This is a genomic window from Mesorhizobium sp. M0815 (assembly GCF_040319995.1).
Taxonomy (GTDB): Bacteria; Pseudomonadota; Alphaproteobacteria; order Rhizobiales; family Rhizobiaceae; genus Mesorhizobium.
This window is the reverse complement of the sequence record NZ_JAMYOU010000008.1, coordinates 36,536-62,538: the sequence shown is the minus strand read 5'-3', so window position 1 is coordinate 62,538 and position 26,003 is coordinate 36,536. Positions and strand designations below refer to the sequence as shown.

Genomic DNA, 26,003 nt, shown 5'->3' with positions numbered 1-26,003 from the left:
AGCCAGCCCGGGGTAACATATGCCGATCTTCATCGATCGCCGACTGAACCCGAAGGACAAAAGCCTCGGCAACCGGCAGCGTTTCCTGCGGCGGGCGCGCGAAGAGTTGAAGCGCACCATCCGCGATCAGATCCGCACCGGCAAGATCGCCGACGTGGACGCCGAGCATGCCGTTTCGATGCCGGCGCGAGGCACCGGCGAGCCGAGCTTCAACGATGCCCGGAACAGCGGCAGCCGCCAGCACGTCCTGCCCGGCAACAAGCATTTTGCCCCAGGCGACCGGCTGCCCAAGCCGGGCCAGGGCGGCGGCATGGGATCCGCCCCGGGGAGAACCGAATCGGAGGACGGTTTCCGTTTCGTGCTGTCGCGCGAAGAGGTGCTCGACCTCTTCTTCGAAGACCTCGAACTGCCTGATATGGTCAAGCTCAACCTCAAGGAGATCCTCGCCTTCAAGCCGCGCCGGGCCGGCTTCGCCGCGACCGGCTCGCCGACCAACATCAATGTCGGACGCACGATGCGCAACAGCCATGGCCGCCGCATAGCGCTCAGGCGTCCCAAGCAGGAGGCGGTCGACGCTGTCGCGCAGGAGATCGCGACGCTGGAGGCCAAGCCGCAAAACGCCGAGATGCGGCAGCGCATCGTGGCGCTGCAGGAAGAGCTTGAGCGGCTGGAGCGCCGCCGCAAGCGGATCGCCTTTGTCGATCCGGTCGATATCCGCTTCAACCGCTTCGACGCCCAGCCGGTGCCGAACGCCAATGCGGTGATGTTCTGCCTGATGGACGTGTCCGGTTCGATGGGCGAACGCGAGAAGGATCTGGCCAAGCGCTTCTTCGTGCTGCTGCACCTGTTCCTGAAGCGGCGCTATGACCGGACCGAGGTCGTCTTCATCCGCCACACGCACGAGGCGCAGGAGGTGGACGAGGAAACCTTCTTCTACAACACCCAGAGCGGCGGCACGGTGGTTTCCACGGCGCTCGAGGAGATGCACCGCATCGTCGAGCAACGCTATCCCAGCCGCGAATGGAACATCTATGTCGCCCAGGCCTCGGACGGCGACAATTTCGTCACCGATTCCGAGCGCTGCATCGCCCTTCTCGACGAACAGATCATGCGGCTTTGCCAGTATTTTGCCTATGTCGAGATCCTCGACGAGCGTGAGAGCCACATCTTCGGCGCTACCGACAACGGCACGTCGCTGTGGCGTGCCTACAGTGCGGTCAAGCTGAGATGGTCGAACTTCCAGATGAGCCGCATCGCCACGGCGGCCGACATCTACCCGGTTTTCCGCCAACTCTTCGCCAGACAGCCGGGTTATCAAAAGAGCGGTGAAAGAGGGGGCTGATGGCGAGCAAATCCGGGTTGCTGTTTTCCGGTTCCGACTGGGATTTCAGGACGCTGTCGCGCGCCTACGAGACCATCGAGGCGGTCGCCACCGAAGAGCTCCACCTCGACGTCTATCCGGTGCAGATGGAGATCATCTCGTCCGAACAGATGCTCGACGCCTATTCCTCTGTCGGCATGCCGCTGATGTACCGGCATTGGTCGTTCGGCAAGCACTACCTCTACCAGGAATTGCTCTACCGCAAAGGTGGGCGAGGGCTGGCCTACGAACTCGTCATCAATTCCAATCCCTGCATCGTCTATCTGATGGAGGAAAACACCATGGCCCTGCAGGCGCTGGTGACGGCGCACGCGGCGCTCGGCCATAACCATTTCTTCAAGAACAATTATCTTTTCCGGCAGTGGACGGACGCCGGCGCCATCCTCAGCTATCTCGACTTTGCCAAGGGCTATATTGCCCGCTGCGAAGAGCGGCACGGCGTCGATGCGGTGGAAGAGATCCTCGATGCCGCACATGCGCTGATGGAACAGGGCGTGTTCAGATATCACCGGCCGCCGAAGCTGTCGTCGGAAAAGCAGCGCGAGGGGATTCGCGAGCGCCTGGAATACGAGGAACGTTCCTACAACGATCTGTGGCGCACGCTGCCGCCTTCCAAGGACGGCACCAAGGTCCGCGAAACGGATACCATGACGGAGCGCAAGAAATCGCTCAAGCTGCCCGAGGAGAACCTGCTTTATTTCCTGGAGAAGAACAGCCTGATCCTGGAACCGTGGCAGCGTGAGGTCATCCGGATCGTCCGCGTGATCGCGCAGTATTTCTATCCCCAGCGGCAAACGCAGGTGATGAACGAGGGCTGCGCCACCTTCGTGCATTACACGCTGATGAACCTTTTGTTCGACCGCGGCCTGATCGGCGAAGGTGCCATGCTGGAAATCCTGCGCAACCATTCGAACGTGATCTTCCAGCCAGGGTTCGACGATACGCGCTTTTCCGGTATCAATCCTTACGCGCTGGGTCTCGACATGATGCAGGACATCCAGCGCATCTCGACCGCGCCGACGGCTGAGGACCGCGACTGGTTTCCCGATATCGCCGGCAATGGCGACTGGCGCCAGACCTTGCTGGACGCCTGGGCCAACCATCGCGACGAGTCCTTCATCCGCCAGTATCTGAGCCCTACCCTGATACGGAAATGGCGGTTCTTTGTCCTTGCCGATGCCGCCAACGACCCGCATTACGAAGTCGCCTCGATACACAATGAGCGCGGCTACGAGAGCGTCCGCGCCGCACTCGCCCACAGCTACGACATCGGCGCCAGCCGGCCGGACATCCAGGTGGTGGACGTGGACCTGCTCGGCGACCGGCATCTGCGCCTGCAGCACAAGGTCAAGGACGGCATCGTGCTGGAAGGCGGCAGCCGTGACGCCACGCTGCGCCATATCCGCAAGCTCTGGGGCTACGAGGTCAGCATGGTCGCGGTCGACGCGCAGACCGGCGCCACACTCCACGAACGGTCGACCAGCCAGATCGGGGAATGACCGAACCGGCCTGCAGGGAAGTCGGGTGGCGTCGCCTTTACCGGATCACCAACCACGCTGTGGTCAGGGAGCAGGAACATGCGCGTATTGATGATCGCCGCCTTCTTCTGGTCGCTGTCACGATGGCGCTGTCGCTTGCGCACGCTTTGGAGTTGCCGGGCAAGTTGCGCCTCAAGGAGGCTACCTACAAATCAGTGCAGGCGATCTACTATCCCGGCTTCACGATCGGCGGGTTTGCCGAGATCGGCGGCATCATTGCACTCGCCATCCTGCTCTACCTGACGCCTTATCCAAGCGCTCGCTTCTGGTGGACCTTGGCGGCGCTTGTCTTCCTGCTGGCGGAACATGCGACCTATTGGTTGGTCACGCATCCCGTCAATAATTTCTGGGTGCAAGACGTTGCCATGCCGCAATCAGCCGCGACGTTTTTTTCAATGTTTTCTCGAAAGCAGACCGGCGACTGGAGAGATTTGCGCAACGTCTGGGAGACTTCGCATGTCGCCAGGGCAGGCCTGGCGATGCTGAGCCTCGTCTCAATTGCTGTCGCCGCGACATTTTTTGCTGAATAGCGCCGAGGGGATCAAGACGGCGCCCTCGTCCGCCAATTTGCGGCCACGAACGCTGCATCCGTCAGATCGGGGAACGGGAACCGGCGCCATACTGTCTTAACGTTAAGCGATCCCGCCGTTTCAGCGGTCGGCGCGATGCTTGTTGTGGGCGCTTTCCTGGTGCTCGCCGCGGATGATGTTGCGGTCGTCGGGATCGGCAATGTCCTTGGGGTCCGATCTGAGCTCGGCACCGCGCCGGAACGCCTCGCGCTCTTGCCTGGTCTTTTTCAAATCCGCTTCCGCGTCGAAATCCTTGCCAGCGTTTTTCGTGTTCTCGCGCTCTTCGATGATGCGCAATTGCTGCTCATGAGTCTTCTTTCCGGCCATTGGTGACGTCCTTCTTTCGATTTTCCGCTTCCCCCAGGGTCCAAATTCGCTACAGCCCGAAAGGATAGGTCTCGGGAAGGCCTGTCCCCGCATGTTCCGGCCCAAGCGGCGTCACGGCACTGGTTTCATCGAACCAGACGAAAGCATCGAACTGGCGGGCGAGCGAGGCATCCGCATAGTGGCTGTGCAACTCGGTCTCCGGCCGGTAGATAACGCCGATAAAGCGTTCCAGCCGGCGCTCCAGAAGCCGTTGGCGCAGCGTGTCGTCGCGCTCGAAATCGAGCAGGAAAGGCGAGACGCCGCTGTCATGGCAAAGCCGCTCATAGCTGTCGTTGTGGGAAGGACGAACCGGTTTCACTTCCATGTCGCCGTCCCAGTCGGTGGCGGCGGCCACCGTCCCGGAATGCGTGCTGAGCCCAATCAAGGCAACCTCGTCGCCAAAACGCTGGCGGCAGAGCTGGCCGATGTTCACTTCGTCCCTGACGATCCCCATCTCGGTATAGCGGGCATCGCCGATATGGGAATTATGTGCCCACACCACCGCCTTGGCGGCCGGGCCGCGGGCCTGCAGCAGGTGCTCCAGTGTTTCGAACATGTGGGTGTCGCGCAGGTTCCAGGACTGCGCGCCGCCGTAATACATGGTGCGGTAATAGCGTTCGGCGGAGGCGACCAGGCGGGCGTTTTGGGTGGCGTCGAGGAAATCGATGCCGTCCTGCTGCGCATAGTCGAGCTCTCTGGAAAGCAGTTCCCGGCATTGCTCGAGCACGGCCTTCTCGCATTTCTGGTAGCCGGAGGTGAGTGCGACACGGCCATAGGTGGCCGGGTCGTTCTGCCACGGCGTCAGGCAGCCATAGCGCTCGCGTGCGATCCTTGCCGCCTGCGGATCGATCCGGTCGAGATATTGCAAGACCGCCGCGATCGACCCGCCCATATTGTAGATGTCGAGGCCATAGAACCCGGCCCGCCGGGAGGATATCCTGATCCGCTCATTATGCTCTCGCATCCAGTCGACGAACGCCGCGACGTCGGTGTTGCGCCACATCCAGGTGGGAAAGCGCTGGAACGGCGGATCGGCGCCCGGCCGCGGTGGCCGGTGACGGACGTAGCGGTCGATCGCCGCGGCATCGGGCCAGTCGGCCTCGACCGCGACGATGGTGAAGCCATGCTTCTCGATCAGCCTGCGAGTGATCGCGGCGCGCGCGCGGTAGAACTCCGACGTGCCGTGGCTGGCTTCGCCGAGCAAGACGACGCGGCGGTCGGCAAACCGGTCGAACAGCGCACCGAAGGCGGGATCGTCGAAATCCGGAAGCGGTTCGGCGGCGGTCGCTATCATCTGCGGCAGGCTGCTTCTGCGCTGATGCCGGTGCGGAAGATCGGCCGCTATTTGGCTGTCGCTGCCTGGCTCGCCCCAGCCTTGCTCGCCGATCAGTGGAACAAACCGCACGCCGCCGAAATCCTCCTCGGTGTAAGTTGCTGCGCCAGTCCGGGTGACTTTGAGCAGGCGCTGCGAGTCGAATTCGTCGCCGACCGGGATGATAAGCCGGCCGGCGACGTCGAGCTGTTCTTGCAGGGCGAGCGGTGCGCCGGGCCCGGCGGCCGCAACCAGGATCGCATCGAAGGGTGCCGCCTCGGGCCAGCCCTTGGTGCCGTCGCCGGTGCGGACTTCGATATTGTCGTAGCCAAGCTTTTTAAACCGCTGCCTTGCCGTTTCAGCCAACGCGGCGTGGCGCTCGATCGTGTAGACGCGTTCGACGATCCGGCTCATTACGGCAGCCGCATAGCCCGAGCCGGTGCCAACCTCGAGGACGTGGTCACCGGCTCCGATCTCCGCCATTTCGATCATCAACGCAACGATGTAGGGCTGCGATATCGTCTGACCTTCGGCGATCGGCAGCGGCCCGTCCTCATAGGCAAATTCTTCAAAACCAGGCTCGACGAAAGCCTCGCGCGGCACCTCGCGCATCGCCTGAAGGACATTGCGGTCGCGAATGCCACGGCGGCTTAAGTGAATGTCGACCATTTGGTTGCGGGCATGGGAGAGATCGAGCATTTTTCTGCTCCTCCTATGGGCCTCCGCCACAATCGCCCAAGCTGCTCAAACGGCACTTTGGCCGGTCCATGTCCCAGGGCCTCGGCAGTCCGCCTGGATTCATACAATGCGGTGCACCTTCCTAACCGTTGGCAAGCCCCGAGGTTCCCCAAAGACCGACCCGCTTTTGTCGGGCTCGCCAGGTTGCAGGATCGGCAAGCGGCGCTGGCGGCCGCCCTAACTTATTTCGAGGCAAATCCTTTCTCCGGCGCGACGCCACCCCAGATAACGACGGACGAGGGTATTCCGGAGGCATTTCTATGAACGACGAGGCCCGCACCACTGCGCAAACAACCGGCCTTGACCAGATCGATGTGATGGACCGCTACTGGCGCGCCGCGAACTACATTTCGGTTGGCCAGATCTATCTGCTCGACAATCCGCTCTTGCGCGAGCCTTTGCTGCCCGAGCACATCAAGCCGCGGCTGCTCGGCCATTGGGGCACGACACCCGGCCTCAATTTCATCTATGTGCATCTGAACCGGATCATCCGTGAACGTGGTCTCGATGTTCTGTTCATCTGCGGTCCGGGTCACGGCGGCCCGGCAATGGTCGCGAACACCTGGCTCGAGGGGACCTACAGCGAGATCTATCCCGAGGTCGGCAAGGACGAAGACGGCTTGCGAAAGCTGTTCCGGCAGTTCTCGTTTCCCGGCGGAGTGCCGAGCCACGCGGCTCCGGAGACGCCCGGCTCGATCCACGAAGGCGGAGAGCTCGGTTATGCACTGGTCCATGCCTTCGGCGCCGCCTTCGACAATCCGAACCTTGTGGTCGCCTGCGTCGTCGGCGACGGCGAAGCCGAGACCGGTCCGCTCGCCGCGGCCTGGCATTCCAACAAGTTCCTGAACCCGGCATCCGACGGCGCCGTCCTGCCGATCCTGCATCTCAATGGCTACAAGATCGCCAGCCCGACGATCCTCGGCCGCATGGAAGACGAGGCGTTGCGCAGCCTGTTCCTCGGCTATGGCTACGAAACCTTCTTCGTCGAAGGTCATGAACCTGCTGCGATGCATCGGGAGATGGCCCGCACGCTCGATACCGTGCTCGACCGGATCCACTCCATCCAGGAGCCTGCACGAGCCGCGGGCTGGAAGGGAGAGCGGCCGCTGTGGCCGATGATCGTGCTGCGCAGCCCAAAGGGCTGGACTGGGCCGAAAGAGGTCGACGGTAAGAAGGTCGAGGATTTCTGGCGTTCGCACCAGGTACCGGTATCGAACGCACGCGGCGATGCGGCGCACCGCCAGATCCTCGAAGACTGGATGCGCAGTTACGAGCCGGAAAAACTGTTCGATAAAGGCGGCCATCTCCTGGCGGAGCTCGCGGCGCTGGCACCTACGGGGTCACGACGCATGGGCGCAATCCCCTACGCCAATGGCGGCCTGCTGAAACAGGACCTCGTGCTTCCCGACTGGAAAGGCCTGGCGCTCGACGTACCGCGTCCGGGCGGCACTGTGGGAGAGGCGACGCGCACGGTCGGAAGCTATCTTCGCGACGTGGTCCGCTTGAACGCCGAGGCCAGGAATTTCCGGCTGATGGGACCGGACGAGACATCCTCCAACCGCCTCGACGACGTGTTCGAGGTTACGGACCGCGTCTGGATGGAGCGGATCGAGCCCTACGACGTCCATCTTTCCCGTGACGGCCGCGTCATGGAAGTGCTCAGTGAACATCTTTGCCAAGGCTGGCTGGAGGGCTATCTGCTGACCGGCCGCCATGGCCTGTTCTCGTGCTACGAGGCGTTCGTCCACATTGTCGATTCCATGGTCAACCAGCACGCCAAATGGCTGAAGACCTCCGGCGAACTTGCCTGGCGCAAGCCGGTCGCCTCGCTCAACTACCTGCTGACCTCGCATGTCTGGCGGCAGGATCACAATGGTTTCAGCCATCAGGACCCGGGCTTTGCCGATTTCGTCGCCAACAAGAAGGCCGACACGGTCAGGCTCTATTTCCCGCCCGACGCCAACACGCTGCTGTGGATCACCGACCATTGCCTGAAAACCTACAACCGCATCAACGTCATCGTCGCCGGCAAGCAGCCGGCGCCGCAATGGCTGTCCGCCGAAGACGCGGAAGCGCACTGCAAGGCCGGTGCCGGCATCTGGGAATGGGCCGGGACGGTTGCCAAGGGCGAAGATCCGGATGTGGTTCTCGCTTGCGCCGGCGACGTGCCGACGCTGGAGACGCTTGCCGCAGCCGACATCCTGCGCTCAGGCATTCCGGACCTGCAGATCCGCGTCGTCAATGTCGTCGACCTGATGATTTTGCAGTCGAATTCCGAGCATCCGCATGGCTTTGCCGACGACAGATTCGACGCGCTGTTCACCAAGGCCAAGCCGGTCATCTTCGCCTATCACGGCTACCCCTATCTCATTCACCGCCTGACCTACCGGCGCGCCAACCACGACAACATGCATGTGCATGGCTTTCGCGAGGAAGGCACGACGACGACGCCGTTCGATATGGTGGTGCTCAACCAGCTCGACCGCTATCATCTGGCGCTCGCCGCGATCGCGCGCGTGCCGGGGCTGGCCGAGCGGGCGAAGGATCTTGCCGCGGCGCTGCATGGGAAATTGGCTGAGCACACGGCCTATGTCCGCGAACATGGCGAGGACATGCCCGAGATCCAGAAATGGTCCTGGCCACAGGACAGCGCGACGAGGGCCGGCGATTGATGCGACGATCGATCCTTGCGTTGAATGCCGGCTCGTCGAGCATCAAGTTCCGACTTTACGATCTTGCAGCGTCCGCCGAGCTGGATCTTGCCTCGCGCGGTTCACTGGATCTGGGCGATGCGCCAAGGCTGACCGCGAAAGCCGCCGATGGGGAGCTGCAGTGCGATCGGCCACTTGCCGCAGACGCATCACGCGACATGGGCATCGGCCAGATGCTGCAATGGATCGAGAACGAACTTGGCGGAAGGAAACTGATCGCCGCCGGACATCGCATCGTCCATGGCGGACGCGAGTTCGTCGAACCTGTCCGCCTGATGCCGACAATTATCGAGGCTCTCGACAGGCTGACGCCGCTTGCGCCACTGCACCAGCCGCGCAGCCTCGCGCCGATCCGGGCGCTTGCCGCGTTGCGACCCGACCTGCCGCAGGTCGGATGCTTCGACACGGCCTTCCATCGGACCATCGAGCCTCTGGTCAGCCGTTTCGCGCTGCCGCGCCACTATGAGGCAGACGGCATCCACCGCTACGGCTTTCACGGGCTTTCCTACGAATATGTCGCCGGCCGGCTCAAGCAGATATCGCCCGATCTGGCGGCGAAAAGAACCATCGTCGCCCATCTCGGCAACGGGGCGAGCCTGTGCGCCATGCGCGACGGGCGAAGCGTCGATACGACGATGGGCTTTTCGGCGCTTGACGGCCTGGTCATGGGCACACGCTGCGGCGCCATCGATCCGGGCGTGCTTTTGTACCTGCTATTGGAAAGAGGGATTTCGGGAGAGGCGCTGCAAGACATGCTCTACGAGGAATCCGGCCTGCTCGGCGTGTCCGGCATTTCCGGCGACATGCGCACGCTGGAAGCCAGCGACGACCGCCGGGCGCGCGAAGCGGTGGAGCTTTTCGCCTTCCGCGCCGCCAGGGAGATTGCCGCCCTCGCCAACACGCTGGGCGGGTTCGAATGCCTGGTGTTCACCGGCGGCATCGGCGAGCACTCGGCTCCGGCCCGCAAAGCGATTTGCGACAGGCTTGGCTGGCTCGGCGTGGCGATCGACGAGGCAGCCAACAGCTCCCATGCCGCGCTGATGAGCCAGGCGGAGAGCAAGGTCGAAGTCCGCGTCGTGGCGACCGACGAAGAAGGTGTCATCGCCCGCCACACGCGCAAGGTAATGGAGGGGCCCGGCTGATGCGGATGGCCTCGAATGACCCCGCTTGCGGCAGCCCTGCTCGTGCGGCTACGAAGCGAGCGCGGCCGATCTGTTGAAGACGATGGTCACTCGCGTTCCTTTGCCGGGGGTCGAGTCCACCTCGAACCGGGCTTTGGCGTTCTCGGTCAGCGATTGCGCGATCAACGCTCCGAGCTTGCCGGGTTTCGGCCAGGTCTCGCCTTCGGGCAGGCCGATGCCGTCATCGGCGACAACGATGCGAAAGCCGTCGCCGTCGACAACACTGCGCAGCGTGATTGTCCCGCCTTCGCGACCCAGAAAGGCGTGTTTCAGCGCGTTCGTCAAAAGCTCGTTGACCACCAGGCCGGTTGGCATCGCCACGTTGATGGACACGGGATAGGTGTCGACCTTCATATCCAGCCGGATGCCTTGCACGGCGTGCGACGTCATCACTGCGGAAGCGATCTGGCTGAGATAGACGCCGAGGTCAACTTCGGCCTTCTGTTCGTCGGCCGACAGCGCCTGATAAAGAATTGCGAGTGCATCGACGCGGCCGGCGAGACGCTCGAAGCGTTTCTGATCGGGTGACGCCGCGCTGCGGGCCTCCAACCTGATGAGAGCCGTGATCATCTGGAGATTGTTTTTCATCCGATGCTGCAATTCGCGCAGCAGCATGTCCTTTTCACGGATGCGTTGTTCGAAGGCCTCGCTGTCGCTTGCCTTGTGCGCGGTGACATCGACAAGGGCGACCAGTCGAAAGGACCGTCGCCCGCGCTCGTCCTCGATCAGGTTCGAATAAACGTCGACCATGACCGGCTCTGTGCCGGCACGTTGCATCCTGAAAGTCCCCGCGCGATCGATATCCTCGACGATGGCCCGGGCCAGCGGCCGGTCCTTGTATTCGCCCAAGCCTTGTCCGCTCAGCGCAGCCCAGTTGCGGCGCTCCAGCTCTGCGACGGAAACGCCTGACAGTTTCTGGAACTCGGAATTGACGTAAACAACACGTTCATCGCCGCCCAAATCGGAAATTGCGATCGCAATCGGCAGCTGGTCGAGGAACCTTTTATAACTGTCACTGTCCAGGGCGCCCGCCAGGTCGAGGTTGTCGAGCAATTGCTGGAGCTGCTCGGTTTTTTCGGCTTCGGCGGACATTCCAGGCTTTCGATGTTTCGGGTAGGACCATGGTCAATATCAGGTCGCTCGCCAACTGCGAAGTCCGCTCATTGCCACCGCGCGGCTAGGCATGGCGGAGAACCGAGACCGTGGTTGAGAAGCGCCTGAAGGCTCAGTTCGAATGGCTCTGCTCGACCAGATGGTATCTGTACCGGTCACGAATATGCTCGTTGAAGAACCGGCCCTTTGACGAGGCTTTGCGGAATGCCGCGTGGACCTGCGGCGGCACGTCCTCGTAATCATAGCGGTTTCCGCTCGGGACGAACCATACGGAGAGTACCCTCGTCGCCGGCTGGTAATCGATGTTCCTGATTGCAGTTGAAGGCATCCTCGACAGGTCCAATGCTCGGCAGTGCTCCATTCCATGCCGTCGTGTGAATAACCCTGCACGGAGAGCGAGGTTCCTTGCTGCCGAAGCAGCCTTGCCGCTACGGGGCGGCTTCACCAAATACGGTTGATGCCATCGCCCAAGACATCGGCTGCAGCCCGCCAGGGCGATCTCTTTGCCGCCACCGACGACCGGCCGGAAGGATTCCGCTACCGGCCCGAACTGATCACGCCGGACGAAGAAGCAGCGTTGGCGAGCCAGCTCGCAAGCCAGCCATTTCAGGCTTTCGACTTTCATGGCCATCTGGCAAACCGGCGGATAGTCGGCTTCGGGCTGCGCTACGACTACGACCGGCGCGCAGTCGTCGAGGCACCGCCGATACCCGGCTTTCTGCTGCCGCTCAGGGAAAAGGTTGCAGCCTTTGCCCGCCTGCCCGCCGAGACCTTCGTGCAGGTTCTGATCAATGAGTACCGGCCGGGCGCCGGTATCGGTTGGCACCGCGACAAGCCTCACTTCGAGGCGGTCGCCGGCGTTTCCCTGCTGGCCGCGTGCAGCTTTCGCCTGCGCCGGAAAAACGGCACGCGATGGGACCGCAAGACGGTCACCGTCGAGCCAAGATCGGCCTATCTGATGACGGACGCCGCGCGCAGTGAATGGGAGCACAGCATCCCGCCGGTTGCCGAGCACCGCTATTCGATCACGTTGCGCACGCTGCGGCCGCAACGCGCTTAAAGCAGAGCGGTGAGGAAGCCCAAGCACTGCCCTTAAGAACTGGGCTGAAACAAATTCATCCGTCGCCATGCCGACTGGCAAAGTCCGCCAACATGGCGCGCTGGCCTTTCAGGATCTTATGGTTGGCTTCAGGCAGGGAGAACCAGCCCGCTCTGTCGACTTCGGCGAATTCCTTCATCGAGCCGGACCTTGGCGGCCATTCCATGACGAAGGTGTTGCTGCTGATGGCGTCGCTGTCGAAATCCGCCTCGACGCACCATGCGATGACGAGCTTGCCGCCCGGCTGCCGGTAGCTGCCAAGGTGTTCGAAACCTCCATCGATGGCGACGCCGAGTTCCTCTTCGGCCTCGCGTTTTGCCGCCGCTAGCTCGTCCTCGTTCTCGTCGATCAAGCCCTTCGGGATCGACCATGCGCCGTCGTCCTTCTTCGCCCAGAATGGGCCGCCCGGATGCACCAGCAAGACCTGGAAATGTCCTTCGCTTCGGCGAAAGATCAGCAACCCTGCGCTGCGTTTGGCCATTGCGCTATTCCCCTGACGAAAATGAAACGAACGTTCTCGTCCGGGCGGGCCTATGGAATAGCCTGCCACGGCGGAACGATTTCCGCTCGCAGCCGTTCCGTCCGTTCGGCAAATGAGTGATCGACATGGCGACGCCACGAGCTGCCTGGAAGGGCTTTATGAAAGTCGGATCTGTTTCCTGTGGCGTCAAGATCATCGGCGCCGTCAGCGAGGCCGAGAAAGTGCATTTCAGGATCCTGAACCGCAAGGACGGTCTTCCGGTCAAGAGCGCCTATATAGACGAGGAGACCGGCGACACGGTCGAGGCGGCCGAGCAGGTAAAGGGCTACGAGGTCGAAAAGGGCGAGTTCATCCGCATTGAGCCGGACGAAATCAAGAAACTGAAGATGGTATCGCAGCATACGCTCGAGATCGGCGAGTTCGTGCCTGCCGCCGAAATCGACGCACGCTACCTCGAAAAACCCTACTATCTCGTTCCGGCCGACGCGCCCTCCACGGAGGCTTTCGCGGTGATCCGGGACGCCATGGCCAGGAAAAAGGTAGCAGCCCGCTCCTGCGTCGTGCTCTACCAGCGAGGCCGAGAGGTGCTGATCCAACCGCTGGGCAAGGGCATGGTAATGACGGAATTACGCAACCACAATGAAGTGGTCGCGGCGGACGCGGTGTTCGAAGGGCTGAAGGATCGCAAGGTCGATCCGGAGATGCAGGAAATCGCGCAATTGCTGATCGACAAGAAGCCGGCCAAATTCGACCCGTCGAAGTTCGAAGATACTTATGAACAGGCGCTGGTTGCGATGATCGAAGCCAAGCGCAAGGGCAAGAAACCGCCCAAGCCGGCACCCGAGCCGAGGACGAACGTCGTCAATCTCGCCGATGTTCTGCGCAAGAGCCTGGCGCAAGAAGGCGGCAAGGCTCCGAGCAAAGGTCCGGGAACGGCCGCGAAACGCAAATCAGCCTGAATGTCCGAAAGCAGACCGAACGGAACCGAAAACGCTCGCGCGCATTTAGATGACGAAGCAATCCGTCGGCAAGCCAAGCGGAGCGGGGGACTGGTGGACGTCGTTGAACTAAAGACTGGCGGAATCCCGCAAGTTTCCTCCGCCGATCTGATGCAGGCGTTGCCTGTGGCCGTCTACACCACCGACAGACAAGGCTACATCACCTTCTTCAACGAAGCCGCTGCCGATCTTTGGGGATATCGTCCGGTTATCGGCCAGGACCGCTGGTGCGGGTCATGGAAGCTTCGCCACCTCGACGGGCGACCGATGGCGCACGACGAATGTCCGATGGCCGTTGCCTTGCTGGAAGAGCGGGACGTTCGTGGGGGCCGGGCGATCGTCGAGCGGCCGGACGGCCAGTTCATCCCGTTCAGCGCGCACCCGGCCCTGCTTCGCGATGCGACCGGCGAGGTCGTCGGCGCCATCAACACCTTGCTCGACCTCCGCACCCAGGCGCTGGCTGACGACGTCGGCATAAGGCTCGCTGCCATCGTCGAATCCTCGATGGACGCGATCGTGTCGAAAGACCTGAACGGCATTATCACCAGCTGGAACGACGCCGCACAACGCCTGTTCGGCTACACGCCCGCCGAGGCGATCGGCCGCCCGGTGACGATCCTCATCCCGCCCGACCACCTGGATGAGGAAGCCATGATTATCAGCCGCATTCGCGCCGGCGAACGGATTCCCTCATACGAGACTATCCGGCAGCGCAAGGATGGCACCCTGGTACCGGTTTCGCTCACCATCTCGCCGATACGCGACGGCATCGGGCGTATCATCGGCGCCTCCAAGATCGCGCGCGACATCAGCCCCCACAAGGAAAGCGAACGGCGCATCCGCACACTCATGCGCGAAGTCAACCATCGCGTTAAAAACCAGTATTCGGTGATCGTCTCGATGATCCGCGAGACCAGCAAGCTGGCGGGTACGCCAGAGGCCTTCCTTTCACGGGTCCGGGAACGCATCATGGCGCTTTCGGAATCGCACGACCTCCTGGTCGATGCGGAATGGCGCGGCGCGACCATCGGCGAATTGATCCATGCCCAGACCAAGGCCTTCGCGACACAGGCCCGGCTGTCGATGAGCGGGCCGATGATCATGCTGCAGCCGAACGCCGTGCAATATCTCGGCATTGCCTTTCACGAGCTGGCCACCAATTCGGTAAAGCACGGAGCGCTGTCGCGCCATGACGGACGGGTCGAGGTCGAATGGACCGTGATGCCAGCCGCCGATGGCAGCGACGGCTTCCGCCTTGTCTGGCGGGAACTGGACGGGCCATTGGTGGATGAAAACACGCGACGCGGTTTCGGAACGGTTGTGCTCAAACGCGTCACGCCGCAGGCGCTCAGCGGCACCGGACGCCTGGAATTCGACAGGAGCGGCATCACCTGGACGCTGGAGGCGCCGCTGCACTTCGTGCAGATGTCGATGACTGGCATCGCGGCTGATTGAAGGCCGCTAGACCGGCCGCGGCTTGGCGGCCGTGTGGCAACGCAATCCCTGTGGAGGCAATCAGGAGGAGCAACGATGAGTTGGCTGGGCACCTGGCGGAACCAGTACGGGTCGGTGGTCGAAATAACCGGCGAAGAAGGCGGACGGATCAGCGGAACCTTCAGGACGGCGCTGGAGGACAGCGCCTTCTTCGGCATGACGGTGCCGCTGTTCGGTGCCTGCCATGGAGACGTCATGGGCTTCACCTGCGCGGCCGAAGGGCGGGTCGGAGCCGCAGCGGTGAGCTATACCGGCATCCTCAGGAACGGGAAGCTGGAGATGCTGTGGCACACTGTTGCCGATGCCGCTTTGTCGGCGGAAAAGGAAGGGGCGCCGGCCCGAGCCAGGAAACTCCCCGCCTGGCGCGCCTTTGGAACCAGCCTCGACAGTTTTGAACGCGTCTCCTGACGTGTCGCGCCTGCTGCGGCGGCATTCAGCACGCAAGTGAGGGAGCAGGGCGTCCCGTTGTGCATCGGAACTCGCGCTGACTATGGCGCGTTGGTGCGCCAGGAATGCGCTGTTCGTTACGGGGTCGATCCGATGAGCGTGCTGTATCGCGCGGCAAAAATCGCCGAACAGGCCCATGCCGCACAGGCGGACAAGACTGGAAGGCCTTATATCGAACATTGCCGCCGGGTCGTCGATGCCGTCGAAACGCTCGACCAGAAAGCCATCGCCTATCTTCACGACGTCATCGAAAAAGGCGACGGCTGGAACCGCGACCGGCTTGAGGCGGCCGGGTTTGGACCGTCCATCGTATCTGCCGTCGATGCCATGACGCGGCGGCCGAACGAGGACGATGCCGCCTTCGTTCGCAGGGCCGCGGCTAACCCGCTGGCATTGCCGGTCAAGCGCGCCGATCTCGCCGACAATCTATGGCAGGCACGGCAGATCGGTGCCTCGACGGCGAAATACGAAGACGGCCTGCGCATCCTCAAGGAAGAGTTCCCGAGCTGACGGACAGCTGGCGGCTGTCGCCGATGTGGGTCTACTCGGTGACGTGCGGCGTGTGCCGCTTGTCTTCCGCGGGATCGGCGTCGATCCGCGCCCTGCCGGGATCGAACGCACCATGGCGGGCGATCGCCAATGCCGGGGTGTCGGGCGTCTCGTAGGCCCACATGAAGTCTTCTGCCGACGAACCGACCGCATGAACACGCCAATAGCTTGCCGTGCCCTTCAGCGGGCCGTGGCTCGTCGTGTTCGTCTTCTCCAAGAGGTCGAAATAGATGTCCTCGAAGGGTATGTAGAAAACAGGATCATGGCCGTCTTCATAGAGCACCTTTGCCCGCTCGCTCGACGCAATAATGGCATCGGAGAACCGGACGGTCACGGTTCCATCAAACGGGACAATCCTGAGCGGGCCTGGGCGGGGGGCGGAATCTGCGGCTAAGGACTGCATTCGACTTCTCCGTTGACTGCGCTGCCTTCCCGAAACGTGTTGTTGCCCGTCTGAGTTCCAGACCGCGGGCGCGCCGAGGCCGGTGGTGGAACGGTTTTGCAAGGTCGTCGTTGTTCCAGACCTCCGCACGCGCCATAATCGCAATGGCCGCCACTCACCGACTCAACCGCAAATGGATCACATGCTGGATCGATCGCCTACCCTTCCAAGGTCGCTTGGCGCTGCGCTGCGAAGGGAAGTGCCGCGGTTTACGGTACCCGGCAATGAAATTTCGTGCACCACGGTCGCATCCTACAATGTGCATAAATGCGTCGGCACCGACGGCAGGTTCGATCCGGAGCGGGTCGCAGCCGTGGTCAAGGAACTCGACGCCGATATCATTGCTTTGCAGGAGGCCGACGAAAGAACCGGAAGCAGGCAGGGACTGCTGGATCTCGCAGCGCTCGAGCGGGACAGCGACCTCGTCCCCACCCATGTCCCGGAAAACCGCCGCAGCCATGGCTGGCACGGAAATCTGATCCTGGCGCGACGCGGCGTGGTCGAAAGCGTGAACCAGATCCGGCTGCCCGGCCTCGAGCCGCGCGGCGCGGTTATCGCGGACCTGGAGCTGAAGGGCGTCTCGCTCAGGATCATAGCCGCGCATTTCGGCTTGCTGCGGCGCTCGCGCTCGCAGCAAGCCAACGCGCTTGTCGAAGCCACGCACCCGGTTCTGCGGCCGACAATCTTGCTCGGCGATCTCAACGAGTGGCGCGTCCGCAACAGGTCTTCGCTGCTGGCCCTGCTGCCGCATTTCGGTCCGATCGATGCGGTTCTGCCGAGCTTTCCGTCGCGCTTTCCGCTGTTTGCGCTCGACCGCATCCTGGCCAGGCCGCCGCACCTCATTTCCAGCATCGAGGTGCACAAGACGCCGCTGGCGCAGCGCGCCTCCGACCATCTGCCCATCAAGGCCCGCCTGAACCTGGACGCGATAAGGCAGCCGCGACTGCAACCAGAATGAACCTGAAGGGTTGTTAGTCAGATTTTCAGATCGTTTGCTTCGCTGACGTTCGCCGGTGCATTTCATGGATACAGCCATTTCGCGGTTTGCCCAGGACAAGATCGCGGCCGGTAATAGCGGACTGCTGCTGATCGCCGACAATTATGACGCGTTTGCCGCGCGAATCCTTGCCGCGCGCAGTGCTACCAGCAGCCTCGACCTGATGTACTATCTCTGGCACGACGACCATAGCGGCCGGCTGCTTATGCAGGAGGTCGTCAAGGCGGCGGAGCGCGGTGTCCGCGTCCGCCTGCTGCTGGACGATATCAATCCGCGCAACAGCGACGCCGCTTACCTGGCGCTCAACAGCTACAAGAACATCGAGCTGAGGCTATTCAACCCCAGCGGCATGAGGAACGGCAGCATCTTTCGCTCGCTGGAGATGGTCGCCCGGCTGTTTGCGATGACCCGCCGCATGCACAACAAGGCCTGGATCGCCGACGAGAGCCTGGCCATCGTCGGAGGAAGAAACATCGGCGATGCCTATTTCGACGCTGCGGAGACGAATTTTCGTGATCTCGACCTGTTGCTTCTCGGTCCTGCCGTAGGGCAGACGATGCAGATCTTCGAGGCGTTCTGGAATTGCGAGGCGGCAAAGCCGATCCAACTGCTCAATCCGGCTACGGCGGGCTCGCGCGCCGATTTCCTCGACAATCTCGATGCGACCGCGGACGGCCAGCTTTTGAACAGCCTGCGTGCCTGGCGCACGATCACGGAGTTCATTGTAGCGCACAGCGACGTCTGCTGGACGAAAGGCGTTCGCGTCATTTCCGATCCGCCGGAAAAGGTGCGCGGCAAGAGGCGCAGGAACTGGCTGACAAAGGAGCTGCTTCCCGCTATCGCGGCGACCAGGCAGCGCCTCGAAATTGTCTCGCCCTATTTCATCCCCAGCCGCACCGGGTTGGCCATCCTGTCGAAGCTGGTGGACCGTGGCGCCGAGGTTGCAATCCTGACCAACTCGCTCGCCGCGACGGACGTCGCCGCCGTGCACGGCGCCTATGCCAAATACCGCCGCAAGCTGCTTAAAAAGGGTATCCAGCTTTTCGAATTGCAGCCATTCGACCGCCAGGCCAACATCTCCGTTTTCGGCTCAAAGGGAGCCAGCCTCCACACCAAGGCCTTCACGGTCGACGACACGTTGGGGTTTGTCGGTTCCTTCAATTTCGATCCGCGTTCGGTGTCGTTGAATGCGGAAATGGGCGTGCTTTTCCATGATACCAATCTGGTGATGGAGTTGCGCCGGCGGTTCGAGCGCGAAAAGTCGGCGCAGACGAGCTACCAGCTGGTCTTGGACAAAGGCGCCTTGCGGTGGCTCGGCATGGCGGATGGCGAGATGCGGCAATACTCGCATGAACCCGAGGCCAGTCTCTATCGGCGCATCGTTGCAGCGTTGGTTGGATGCCTGCCTATCGAATCGCAATTGTAGAGGCGACGGATTTGCCGGAACGCAACTCTTTGCTGGAACGGAACTCCGGGATGACGAGTTGTAACCGTTGTCCGGAGCATGCCGATGAAGACCACGATATACAGTTTTCTTGCCGAGCTCTTGCCATTCTGGATGGCGCATAAACGCAAAATGCGCGCCGACCGTGTCGCTGAGCGGCCGACACGATCTGCCGCAGATGACGATGTTCGGCCGTCCGGCGACCCGAATCGCGCAACACCGGCGCGACGGCGCAACGCGTCTTAGGGCGGGATGCCTTCAAATTACATCCCGCTCCAACTGTCTGGTTAGCCGCATTTCTGCGACGCCAAATGATTTCCCTGGCTGCAAAGCTCTAGCTCCTTGGCGATCACGCTATTGTCAAGTATCGCTATTCGAAATCCGGCGTTGCCAAGCATCCATTTTGCAGCACGTACGTTAATGGCACTACAGTTTGCCGCTACAGGTGAGCCCCATGAGTGATAGTGCGATAGAATTCTTGCAGGACTGGATTCACGAAAACGTTCATGTGCCGCCGCCTCCGATCAGGCTTGAAAGAGAGGCGGAAATCCTCGCCAGGGAATGCGAGGAAGAGGCGGCCGACGCCGGCGTACCCATCGAAGACATCGAGGAAGAGGTTGGCGACCTCAAGGATCTGCTCGTCGCCAAGCTTGAAGACGCAGCCGAGGACGAGGCCCGGCATCTGAATGGCGATGGCCAAAGGGCTTCCATGCCCGCGGCCGAGCAAAAGCCGTCCGTGCAAAGCCGTTCCGGAGCCGCTGTAAGGGTATGAACGAGGTGCGCCGCTTCGGCCTATTGTCCGATCAGCGTCAGCCCGAACAGGATCATCAGCCAAAGCCCGGCAGCAGCGACCGCAAGACGCGGCAGGACGCCGGCGCTGGGCAGATGCATGAACAGGATGGCGATGACGGCAGCCTTGGCCGCGGCGATCGTCAGGTTGAGTGCCGAATTGAAGGCGCCAAGCGCCAGGAAGGACGAGCCGACAGTCAGGGCCAGCAAGGCCAGAAGCCCGACATAGGCAAGCGTGAGTTTGCGGAACTCGCTCATCTGTTGATCAGATAGAGGACGGGGAACAGGAAGACCCAGACGATATCGACGAAATGCCAATAGAGGCCGATTGCCTGCACGCGGCGGAACCGGCTGGCCTCGATCGTGCGCGGCCACAGAGCGAGGATGCCGCCGATGACGATTACGCCGCAAATCAGATGCAAGGCATGCAGTGAGGTCATCGCGAAATAGAGGCCGAAGAAGAATTCGGCATGGACAGGATCCGGGCCCTTATAGATGAAAGGCGCGCCGAGCACCGGCGCCAGCCCTTCGCCGAATTCCCTGGCGTACTCCGTCGCCTTGATCGCCAGGAAGACGACGCCGAGCAGCGCCGTCGCAGCCAATGCCCGGCCGGCGGCGCGCCATCGCCGCGCGGCCGTGTACATATGGGCGAGCGCCATGGCGAAACTGCTGGTGATCAGGACGACGGTATTGGCCGTGCCCAGTGGCAGCGACAGATGCTTCGCCGCGCCGGCGAAGGCGTCGCCATAACTCAACCGGGCAAACATGAAGACGAGCAGGATGGCGCCGAACAGCATCGCCTCGGAGCCGATGAACACCCACATGGCAAAGCTGGCGGCTGCCGTTTCGCGAGCCGGCCGGTCGAAGGCGATGCTTGTCATCGGTGACTTCAAACCAGATCCTCCACCGGGTCCGACCGTTTCTCGGTCAGGCCTTTCATCGGATAATCGTAGGCTGGCCTGGTGACGGTCGGCATGCGATCGAAATTATGCGCCGGAGGCGGCGAGCTTGTTTGCCATTCGAGCCCGGTGGCTCGCCATGGATTATCCGGCGCCCGCGCGCCTCGAAACAGCGACCACGCCAAATAGAGGAGCGGCATCAGATAGCCGATCGCCAGCACCACGGCGCCTGCCGACGACAGGATGTGCCAGAAAGCGAATTCCGGCGGATAGGTATGGTAGCGCCGCGGCATGCCCAAAAAGCCGAGCACATATTGCGGAAAAAAGGTCAGGTTGAAGCCGATGAAGGTCACAGCCGCGGCTATACGGCCCCAAATCTCCGAATACATGCGGCCGGTGAGCTTCGGCCACCAGAAATGCAGCCCGGCCATGTAGGCGGTCACCATGCCGCCGACCATGATGTAGTGGAAATGGGCGACGACGAAATAGGTGTCGTGAACGTGGACGTCGACGGCGAGGGCGGCAAGGAAAAGGCCGGCCAGCCCGCCAAAAGTGAATAGCGCCAGGAAGAACAGGGCATAAAGCATCGGCGTCTCGAAGCTGATTTCGCCCTTGCGCAGCGTCAGGCTCCAGTTGAACACCTTTATCGCCGATGGGATCGCGACGCAGAAGGACAGGAACGAAAACACCACGCCGGCATAGGCCGACTGCCCGCTGACGAACATGTGGTGGCCCCAGACGAGAAAGCCGAAGACGGCGATCGCCATTGAAGCCAGGGCGACGGCCTTGTAGCCAAACAGTGGCCGGCGGCTGAAGCACGGCAGCACTTCCGAGACCACCCCCATGCCCGGCAGGATCATGATGTAGACGGCGGGGTGCGAGTAGAACCAGAACAGATGCTGGAACAACAGCGGATCGCCGCCGAGGTCGGGATTGAAGATGCCGATGCCGAAGACGCGCTCCAGCACGATGAGGATCAGCGATGCTGCAAGCACCGGCGTTGCCAGCACCATCACCAGGCTGGTGGCGTACAGCGTCCAGACGAAGATCGGCAGCCGGAACCAGGTGAGGCCGGGCGCCCGCAAGGTGTGGACGGTAACGATGAAATTGATGCCGGTCATGATTGTCGAAAAGCCGACGATGAAAACGCCAAATGCCGCGGTCGAGACAAAGCCGTTGGCATAGAGCGTCGACAGCGGCGTGTAGAAGGTCCAGCCGGTGTCGACGCCGCCCAAAAGCACCGAGGCGAGCGCGAACAGGCTGCCGAACATGAAGACATACCAGCTGGCCAGGTTGAGGCGGGGAAAGGCAAGATCGCGCGCGCCGATCATCAGCGGCAACAGGAAATTGCCGAGCGTCGCCGGGATCGACGGCACCAGAAAGAACCATACCATGATGATGCCGTGCAGCGAAAACAGCCGGTTGTAGACATCGTCGGAGACCAGGTCGCCGGCCGGCGTCGCAAGCTCGATGCGCATCAGCACGGCAAACGCACCGCCGAGGAAGAAGAAGGCCGTCAGCGAGACGAGATAGAGCCACGCTACCCGTTTGTGGTCGGTTGTCAGCAGCCAGGCGCGCGGCCAGGCACCCTCACTGAGATAGTTTGCCGGCGCCAAATCGCGATTCATTGCGGCGCCTCGCTGTTTGCCGCCGGGAACGAGGGAAATTGGAACGAAAGCGACTTGAGATAGGCCATCAGCATCTGCAACTCGGCTTCATCGACCAGACCGTCGAAGCTCGGCATCACCGGCTGGTAGCCGGCGGCGATTTCCTTGTTCGGGACAAGGATCGAATCGCGCAGATAGCGTTCGTCGGCGATGACCGTCTGCCGGTTCGCCAGCGCCACCGGCCGGCCGAAAATCCCATCGAGGCCGGGCGCCCGCACCTTACTGGAATTGCCATGACAGCCGGAGCAGCCGAGCGCGCGGAACAGTTTCCCGCCGCTCGCGGCGAGGCTTTCGCCTTCATCTTGGCTGCCCAGCCACGACGCATATTGCTCCGGAGCCAGCACCGTTACCCAGCCGCCCATTTCGGAATGCTGGGTGCCGCAATATTCGGCGCAGAACAGATGGTAGCGGCCCGGTTCGGTGGCAATGAACCAGACGTTGGTGGTGCGTCCCGGCACCGCATCCTGCTTCACCCGAAAGGCCGGCACATAGAAGGAGTGGATGACGTCCTGCGATGCCAGCGACACCACCACCGCCTTGCCGACCGGCACGTGCAGCTCGTTGATCTCACGCTGGCCGCCGGAATGGCGGAACTCCCACATCCATTGCTTGCCGAGGCCGGCGATCTCGATAGCGTCCGGCGGCGGATGGTCGCGCCGCACAAACAGGACTGCGCCCCAGCCGAAGAAGATGAAGGCCATCACCAGGCTGGCAATGCTCCATGTCATCTCCAGCGGCAGGCTGCGGGCACGCGCCCCGGTACGGTCGGCGGCGGAGCCGACGCGATATTTGACGGCGTAGCCGACCACGAGAACGGTCAGGAACAGGCCGAGCGCGGCCGCGAAGGCCAGCAATGTATAGAACAACGCATCGAGGCTGCTTGCGATCGACGAGGCTTCCGGCGGGAAAAACCGGATACCGAAGCTCACGCCCGCCTCCTGCGCGCCAGCTGCAGTATGGCCGTCGCCAACCCCACCACCATCACGATGCTGGCGAGCTTCAAGGCAGCCCAAATCGCCGGCGTATATTGCCCCTTAGAGGTATCGAAGCCGGCGCAGAGCAGGAAGGCATGATCGGCGATCGAGCCGAGCTTGCCGGAAGATGCCTCGACAAGGGCAAGCTTAAGATCGCGCGGCGTGAAGCTCAGCGCCGGCAGCACCTGCGCTATCCGGCCTTTCGGCGTCAGCGCGATGACGGCGATCGGATGGGCGAACTGGTCGATCCTGGCGCGTGTGTCGAAGCTGATGCCAGCCTCCGCCGCAAGGGCGGCACCGGCGCCGTCGGCACTGGTCAGGAACCGCCATGCCGACAGGTTCCTCGCGTCGGCCACAGCGGCGACGGTGGTTTGCGCATCGCTCGCATCACCGGCCGTGTCGGCGGCATCGATCGAGACGAACAAAGCGCGATAGGTTTCGGGATCGAGCGACGTCTTTTTCAAATCCGAAGCGACCGCCTGTTGGGTCACACCACAAAGGTTCGGACATTTGTCATAGCCGAAAATCAGCAGCGCCGGCCGGCCCGCAAGCGTTTGGCCGATCGTGCGCTGCACGCCGGATGCATCACGAAACACCCGGTCGAGGCTGAGCTGTGCGCCGATCTCGGGATCGAATGCCGGGCGTGCGACGGCCGTGGCGGGCAGCGCCACGAGGAGGGAAAAAGCGGTTAGCCAAGCCTTCACGGCCTGCCTCCCTGGCCTGGCGCGGTCCGGCAGCGAGCGGCCTGTGGCGCGCGTGGTATCTCGGCCTCGACCAATCCGCAGTCGGCGCCGGCGGCCGCCGGCGGCTGCCCCCAGTTCGGCAAACCGTGGCTGACGATCGCCCACATGGCGTCCTCGATCGGAATGCGGGCAATGCCGGCGGTGCGGTCGACCCAGCCGACTTTGTTCAGTGCCTGCTCCTCCGCCTTGCGGAAGGCGGCTAGGTCGTCTTCCGGAAAGCGCTGCAAGGCGGGACTGGCTCGGTTGCCGGCCGACGATGGCCCCGGCAGCGGCCACAACGGTCTGGTGTCGAAGACGAGCCCGAGGACAATGGCTGATGCCGCCAGGAACAGCAGCAAGCCGGTCGCGAAGGCAAGCAGCGCGCCCGGCCAGATATCGCGCGTTTCGGGATGGCGGGCCGCCCTAGCCATGCGCCGGCCCCCGGCGCCAGAAGCCGATACCGTCCGGCCGGCCAAGCACGAAAAGCAGCAGCGCAAGCCAGAGGCCGCCGGCTCCCGCCAGCGCGGCAAGGTCGCACCAGAACGCTGTCACACCGCCACCGGCAAGCGGCGGTCTGATCCGCCACAGGACATCGACATAATGGCCGGCCAGCACGATGCCGCAGATCGACAGAAGGCCGGCATGGCTGCGCTTTAGATCCCGGCTGAGCAACCCGGCAAAGGGGATCGCGAATTGCAGCGCAATCAGCAGCCAGAGCAGATATTGCCAGCCATTGCTGCTGCGAATGAGGTACCAGCGGATCTCGTTCGGCAGGTCGCCGCCCCAGGTCACCAGCCATTGCATGAACGACAGGTAGGCCCATAGCAGCACGAAGCCGAACAGCATGTTGGCCAAATCCTCGCTCAGCGCGACATCCTCCTCGCCGCCCGGCATGATCTCGATCGAGCGGTTCGCACACAGCACCGTCATTGCCAGAGCGTAAGCGCCGACGACTTCGGCGGATGCTTCCAGCAGCGCATAGATCGTCGAGGAGAACTCCGGCTCGAGCGAGAGCATCCAGTCGATGGCAAAGATCGTCACCGTCAGCCCATGCGCAATCAATCCAGCGGCATAGGCCTTGCCGCGGCCGGCGCTGCCGCGGCCGCTATCGGTCGTTGTCCAGTCGAGCACGCGCCACGCCAGCACCAGCCAGATCGCAGCGCAGGCGGCAAAGCGCAACAAAAAGAACGGAACGTTCAGATAAGAGAGTTTCAGGCGCACCGTCTCGGGCAATGCAGCCGCGTCGGCACTCGCCCAGGGAAAGACCAGGTCGAGCCTGGGCAGAACCGGCAGCAGCAGAAGCAGCGCCAGCGGCAGCGTCGTGACCAAGCCGCGTAGCGGCTGGCGGATTGCCTCGCCCCAGCGGCCACCGGTCAGCCCATGCACCATCAGGATGGTCAGCGCACCGAGCGGCAGGCCGAGCAGGAACAGCGCCGCAGGCAGCCAGCCGGCCAACATGGCTCTGAGGTCGAAGGCCAATCCCGCGGCGCAAAGCACAAGTCCGGCGGCGGCCACGGCAAGCGCCGGCAAAATCAAACGTTCGGTGGCAAGCCGCATCATCGATCTGGCTCCGCATTGAGCTCGGCGCGGAGGCTTTCCGGCAGTTCGGCAATTGGCGCCTCGCGCGAATATTGCAGGGCGCGGATATAGGCGACGATCGCCCAGCGGTCGGCAGGCGGGACGCGCGCCGCGTAGGAAAACATGGCGCCATAGCCGTAGCTGATGACCTCATAGAAATGCCTGTCACTCGCCTTGCGCAGCGCGTCCTGATGATAGGTGGGCGGCGCTGGAAAGCCACGCTCGACGACCATGCCGTGGCCGTCGCCGGTGCGGCCGTGGCAAGGCGAACAGAAGATGTCGAAGCGCTGCCGGCCTCGCCGCAGCAGCGTCATGGTGACCGGATAGGGAAACGTGTCCGGCACCGGCGAAAGATCGGCATCGCGTGCGACCGTGTCCTCGGCCGGCGCCCGCGCCGACATGCCGTTGGCGAACTGGTTGCTCTTTTCGAGCGGATCGTAGCGCGGCTGGTCCTCCATGTCCTGCCGGCAGCCGGCGAGCAGCAAGGCTGCCGCCAGCAGACTCGTGCGCATGT

Annotated in this window: 27 protein-coding genes; 13 read left to right on the top strand and 14 right to left on the bottom strand. The window is 62.7% G+C overall.

The features are described 5' to 3' along the window. The first annotated feature begins 19 nt into the window (after nt 1–19). Genes NKI01_RS11695 through NKI01_RS11685 form a run of 3 tightly spaced genes read left to right on the top strand, consistent with a single transcriptional unit; the run spans nt 20 to nt 3,449 of the window. Nucleotides 20–1,342 (top strand): YeaH/YhbH family protein, encoded by a 1,323-nt coding sequence (locus NKI01_RS11695; RefSeq protein ID WP_352963233.1) that lies wholly within the window; start codon nt 20–22, stop codon nt 1,340–1,342. Beyond that, a complete protein-coding gene (locus tag NKI01_RS11690) occupies nt 1,342–2,880 on the top strand; it encodes a SpoVR family protein (protein WP_352548030.1) in 1,539 nt (512 codons plus the stop codon). The genes NKI01_RS11695 and NKI01_RS11690 overlap by 1 nt, the downstream gene beginning before the upstream one ends. After that, on the top strand, nt 2,877–3,449 hold the full coding sequence (locus NKI01_RS11685) for a DUF1772 domain-containing protein (RefSeq protein ID WP_352548028.1): 573 nt from the start codon (nt 2,877–2,879) through the stop codon (nt 3,447–3,449). Before NKI01_RS11690 ends, NKI01_RS11685 begins: the two co-directional genes overlap by 4 nt. A 120-nt stretch (nt 3,450–3,569) precedes the next feature. On the opposite strand, the gene NKI01_RS11680 is transcribed toward NKI01_RS11685, so the two are convergent. Next, the gene (locus NKI01_RS11680; RefSeq protein WP_023720508.1) at nt 3,570–3,815 is read right to left on the bottom strand and encodes a hypothetical protein; all 246 of its coding nucleotides are present in this window, start codon (nt 3,813–3,815) and stop codon (nt 3,570–3,572) included. A gap of 49 nt (nt 3,816–3,864) precedes the next feature. Next, nucleotides 3,865–5,865, bottom strand: coding sequence for a protein-L-isoaspartate(D-aspartate) O-methyltransferase (locus NKI01_RS11675; protein ID WP_352481446.1), 2,001 nt, complete (start codon nt 5,863–5,865; stop codon nt 3,865–3,867). A gap of 299 nt (nt 5,866–6,164) precedes the next feature. On the opposite strand from NKI01_RS11675, the gene NKI01_RS11670 reads away from it, so the two are divergent. Both NKI01_RS11670 and NKI01_RS11665 read left to right on the top strand, forming a co-directional pair. Continuing rightward, the gene (locus NKI01_RS11670) at nt 6,165–8,576 is read left to right on the top strand and encodes a phosphoketolase family protein (RefSeq protein ID WP_352481445.1); all 2,412 of its coding nucleotides are present in this window, start codon (nt 6,165–6,167) and stop codon (nt 8,574–8,576) included. After that, entirely contained in the window at nt 8,576–9,757 is a 1,182-nt protein-coding gene (locus NKI01_RS11665) for an acetate/propionate family kinase (protein ID WP_023720510.1), read from the top strand. The genes NKI01_RS11670 and NKI01_RS11665 overlap by 1 nt, the downstream gene beginning before the upstream one ends. Before the next feature lie 48 nt (nt 9,758–9,805). Here NKI01_RS11665 and NKI01_RS11660 read toward each other — a convergent pair whose 3' ends face one another. Next, nucleotides 9,806–10,888: a sensor histidine kinase gene (locus NKI01_RS11660; protein WP_023720511.1), complete on the bottom strand. Its 1,083-nt coding sequence runs from the start codon at nt 10,886–10,888 to the stop codon at nt 9,806–9,808. A gap of 133 nt (nt 10,889–11,021) precedes the next feature. Continuing rightward, on the bottom strand, nt 11,022–11,237 hold the full coding sequence (locus tag NKI01_RS11655; RefSeq protein ID WP_352481443.1) for a KTSC domain-containing protein: 216 nt from the start codon (nt 11,235–11,237) through the stop codon (nt 11,022–11,024). 129 nt (nt 11,238–11,366) lie between these two features. Here NKI01_RS11655 and NKI01_RS11650 point away from each other — a divergent pair, with 129 nt between their 5' ends. Continuing rightward, nucleotides 11,367–11,969 carry an alpha-ketoglutarate-dependent dioxygenase AlkB gene (locus tag NKI01_RS11650; RefSeq protein ID WP_352909719.1) on the top strand — a complete coding sequence of 201 codons (603 nt, stop codon included), beginning with the start codon at nt 11,367–11,369 and terminating at the stop codon, nt 11,967–11,969. A gap of 55 nt (nt 11,970–12,024) precedes the next feature. On the opposite strand, the gene NKI01_RS11645 is transcribed toward NKI01_RS11650, so the two are convergent. Next, nucleotides 12,025–12,489 (bottom strand): NUDIX hydrolase, encoded by a 465-nt coding sequence (locus NKI01_RS11645; RefSeq protein ID WP_023720514.1) that lies wholly within the window; start codon nt 12,487–12,489, stop codon nt 12,025–12,027. Between the two features lie 125 nt (nt 12,490–12,614). On the opposite strand from NKI01_RS11645, the gene ku reads away from it, so the two are divergent. The 4 genes from ku (at nt 12,615) to NKI01_RS11625 (ending at nt 15,938) form a co-directional block, all read left to right on the top strand. Next, nucleotides 12,615–13,448 carry a non-homologous end joining protein Ku gene (gene ku / locus NKI01_RS11640; protein WP_352909716.1) on the top strand — a complete coding sequence of 278 codons (834 nt, stop codon included), beginning with the start codon at nt 12,615–12,617 and terminating at the stop codon, nt 13,446–13,448. A gap of 93 nt (nt 13,449–13,541) precedes the next feature. Next, nucleotides 13,542–14,942 carry a PAS domain-containing HWE histidine kinase family protein gene (locus NKI01_RS11635; protein ID WP_352909713.1) on the top strand — a complete coding sequence of 467 codons (1,401 nt, stop codon included), beginning with the start codon at nt 13,542–13,544 and terminating at the stop codon, nt 14,940–14,942. Nucleotides 14,943–15,017: 75 nt separating this feature from the next. Beyond that, a complete protein-coding gene (locus tag NKI01_RS11630; RefSeq protein ID WP_352909710.1) occupies nt 15,018–15,389 on the top strand; it encodes an avidin/streptavidin family protein in 372 nt (123 codons plus the stop codon). A 132-nt stretch (nt 15,390–15,521) separates the two neighbouring features. Then, entirely contained in the window at nt 15,522–15,938 is a 417-nt protein-coding gene (locus tag NKI01_RS11625) for an HD domain-containing protein (RefSeq protein ID WP_023720518.1), read from the top strand. Nucleotides 15,939–15,969: 31 nt separating this feature from the next. Here the strand turns inward: NKI01_RS11625 and NKI01_RS11620 are convergent, their stop codons facing one another. Next, a complete protein-coding gene (locus tag NKI01_RS11620; protein ID WP_352473066.1) occupies nt 15,970–16,380 on the bottom strand; it encodes a DUF427 domain-containing protein in 411 nt (136 codons plus the stop codon). 181 nt (nt 16,381–16,561) lie between these two features. Here NKI01_RS11620 and NKI01_RS11615 point away from each other — a divergent pair, with 181 nt between their 5' ends. From NKI01_RS11615 to NKI01_RS11605, 3 genes are all read left to right on the top strand, one after another. Next, a complete protein-coding gene (locus NKI01_RS11615; RefSeq protein WP_502899431.1) occupies nt 16,562–17,377 on the top strand; it encodes an endonuclease/exonuclease/phosphatase family protein in 816 nt (271 codons plus the stop codon). A 64-nt stretch (nt 17,378–17,441) separates the two neighbouring features. Further along, entirely contained in the window at nt 17,442–18,842 is a 1,401-nt protein-coding gene (locus NKI01_RS11610) for a phospholipase D family protein (RefSeq protein ID WP_352495087.1), read from the top strand. A 472-nt stretch (nt 18,843–19,314) separates the two neighbouring features. After that, on the top strand, nt 19,315–19,632 hold the full coding sequence (locus NKI01_RS11605; protein ID WP_023720522.1) for a DUF768 domain-containing protein: 318 nt from the start codon (nt 19,315–19,317) through the stop codon (nt 19,630–19,632). Nucleotides 19,633–19,652: 20 nt separating this feature from the next. Here the strand turns inward: NKI01_RS11605 and NKI01_RS11600 are convergent, their stop codons facing one another. Genes NKI01_RS11600 through NKI01_RS11565 form a run of 8 tightly spaced genes read right to left on the bottom strand, consistent with a single transcriptional unit; the run spans nt 19,653 to nt 26,001 of the window. Continuing rightward, a complete protein-coding gene (locus tag NKI01_RS11600) occupies nt 19,653–19,907 on the bottom strand; it encodes a cytochrome C oxidase subunit IV family protein (protein WP_352791025.1) in 255 nt (84 codons plus the stop codon). Next, complete coding sequence (locus NKI01_RS11595; RefSeq protein WP_352495088.1) at nt 19,904–20,530, bottom strand: cytochrome c oxidase subunit 3; 627 nt, start codon at nt 20,528–20,530, stop codon at nt 19,904–19,906. Before NKI01_RS11595 ends, NKI01_RS11600 begins: the two co-directional genes overlap by 4 nt. 8 nt (nt 20,531–20,538) lie before the next feature. Then, nucleotides 20,539–22,176: a cytochrome c oxidase subunit I gene (gene ctaD, locus NKI01_RS11590; RefSeq protein ID WP_352481434.1), complete on the bottom strand. Its 1,638-nt coding sequence runs from the start codon at nt 22,174–22,176 to the stop codon at nt 20,539–20,541. Continuing rightward, on the bottom strand, nt 22,173–23,144 hold the full coding sequence (gene coxB / locus NKI01_RS11585) for a cytochrome c oxidase subunit II (RefSeq protein ID WP_352963229.1): 972 nt from the start codon (nt 23,142–23,144) through the stop codon (nt 22,173–22,175). Before coxB ends, ctaD begins: the two co-directional genes overlap by 4 nt. Beyond that, a complete protein-coding gene (locus NKI01_RS11580; protein ID WP_031194452.1) occupies nt 23,141–23,893 on the bottom strand; it encodes an SCO family protein in 753 nt (250 codons plus the stop codon). The genes coxB and NKI01_RS11580 overlap by 4 nt, the downstream gene beginning before the upstream one ends. Beyond that, nucleotides 23,890–24,342: a hypothetical protein gene (locus NKI01_RS11575; RefSeq protein WP_352963226.1), complete on the bottom strand. Its 453-nt coding sequence runs from the start codon at nt 24,340–24,342 to the stop codon at nt 23,890–23,892. Before NKI01_RS11575 ends, NKI01_RS11580 begins: the two co-directional genes overlap by 4 nt. Continuing rightward, nucleotides 24,335–25,471: a hypothetical protein gene (locus NKI01_RS11570; protein ID WP_352548018.1), complete on the bottom strand. Its 1,137-nt coding sequence runs from the start codon at nt 25,469–25,471 to the stop codon at nt 24,335–24,337. The genes NKI01_RS11575 and NKI01_RS11570 overlap by 8 nt, the downstream gene beginning before the upstream one ends. Next, complete coding sequence (locus NKI01_RS11565; RefSeq protein WP_352481518.1) at nt 25,468–26,001, bottom strand: c-type cytochrome; 534 nt, start codon at nt 25,999–26,001, stop codon at nt 25,468–25,470. The genes NKI01_RS11570 and NKI01_RS11565 overlap by 4 nt, the downstream gene beginning before the upstream one ends. Nucleotides 26,002–26,003: the final 2 nt, after the last annotated feature.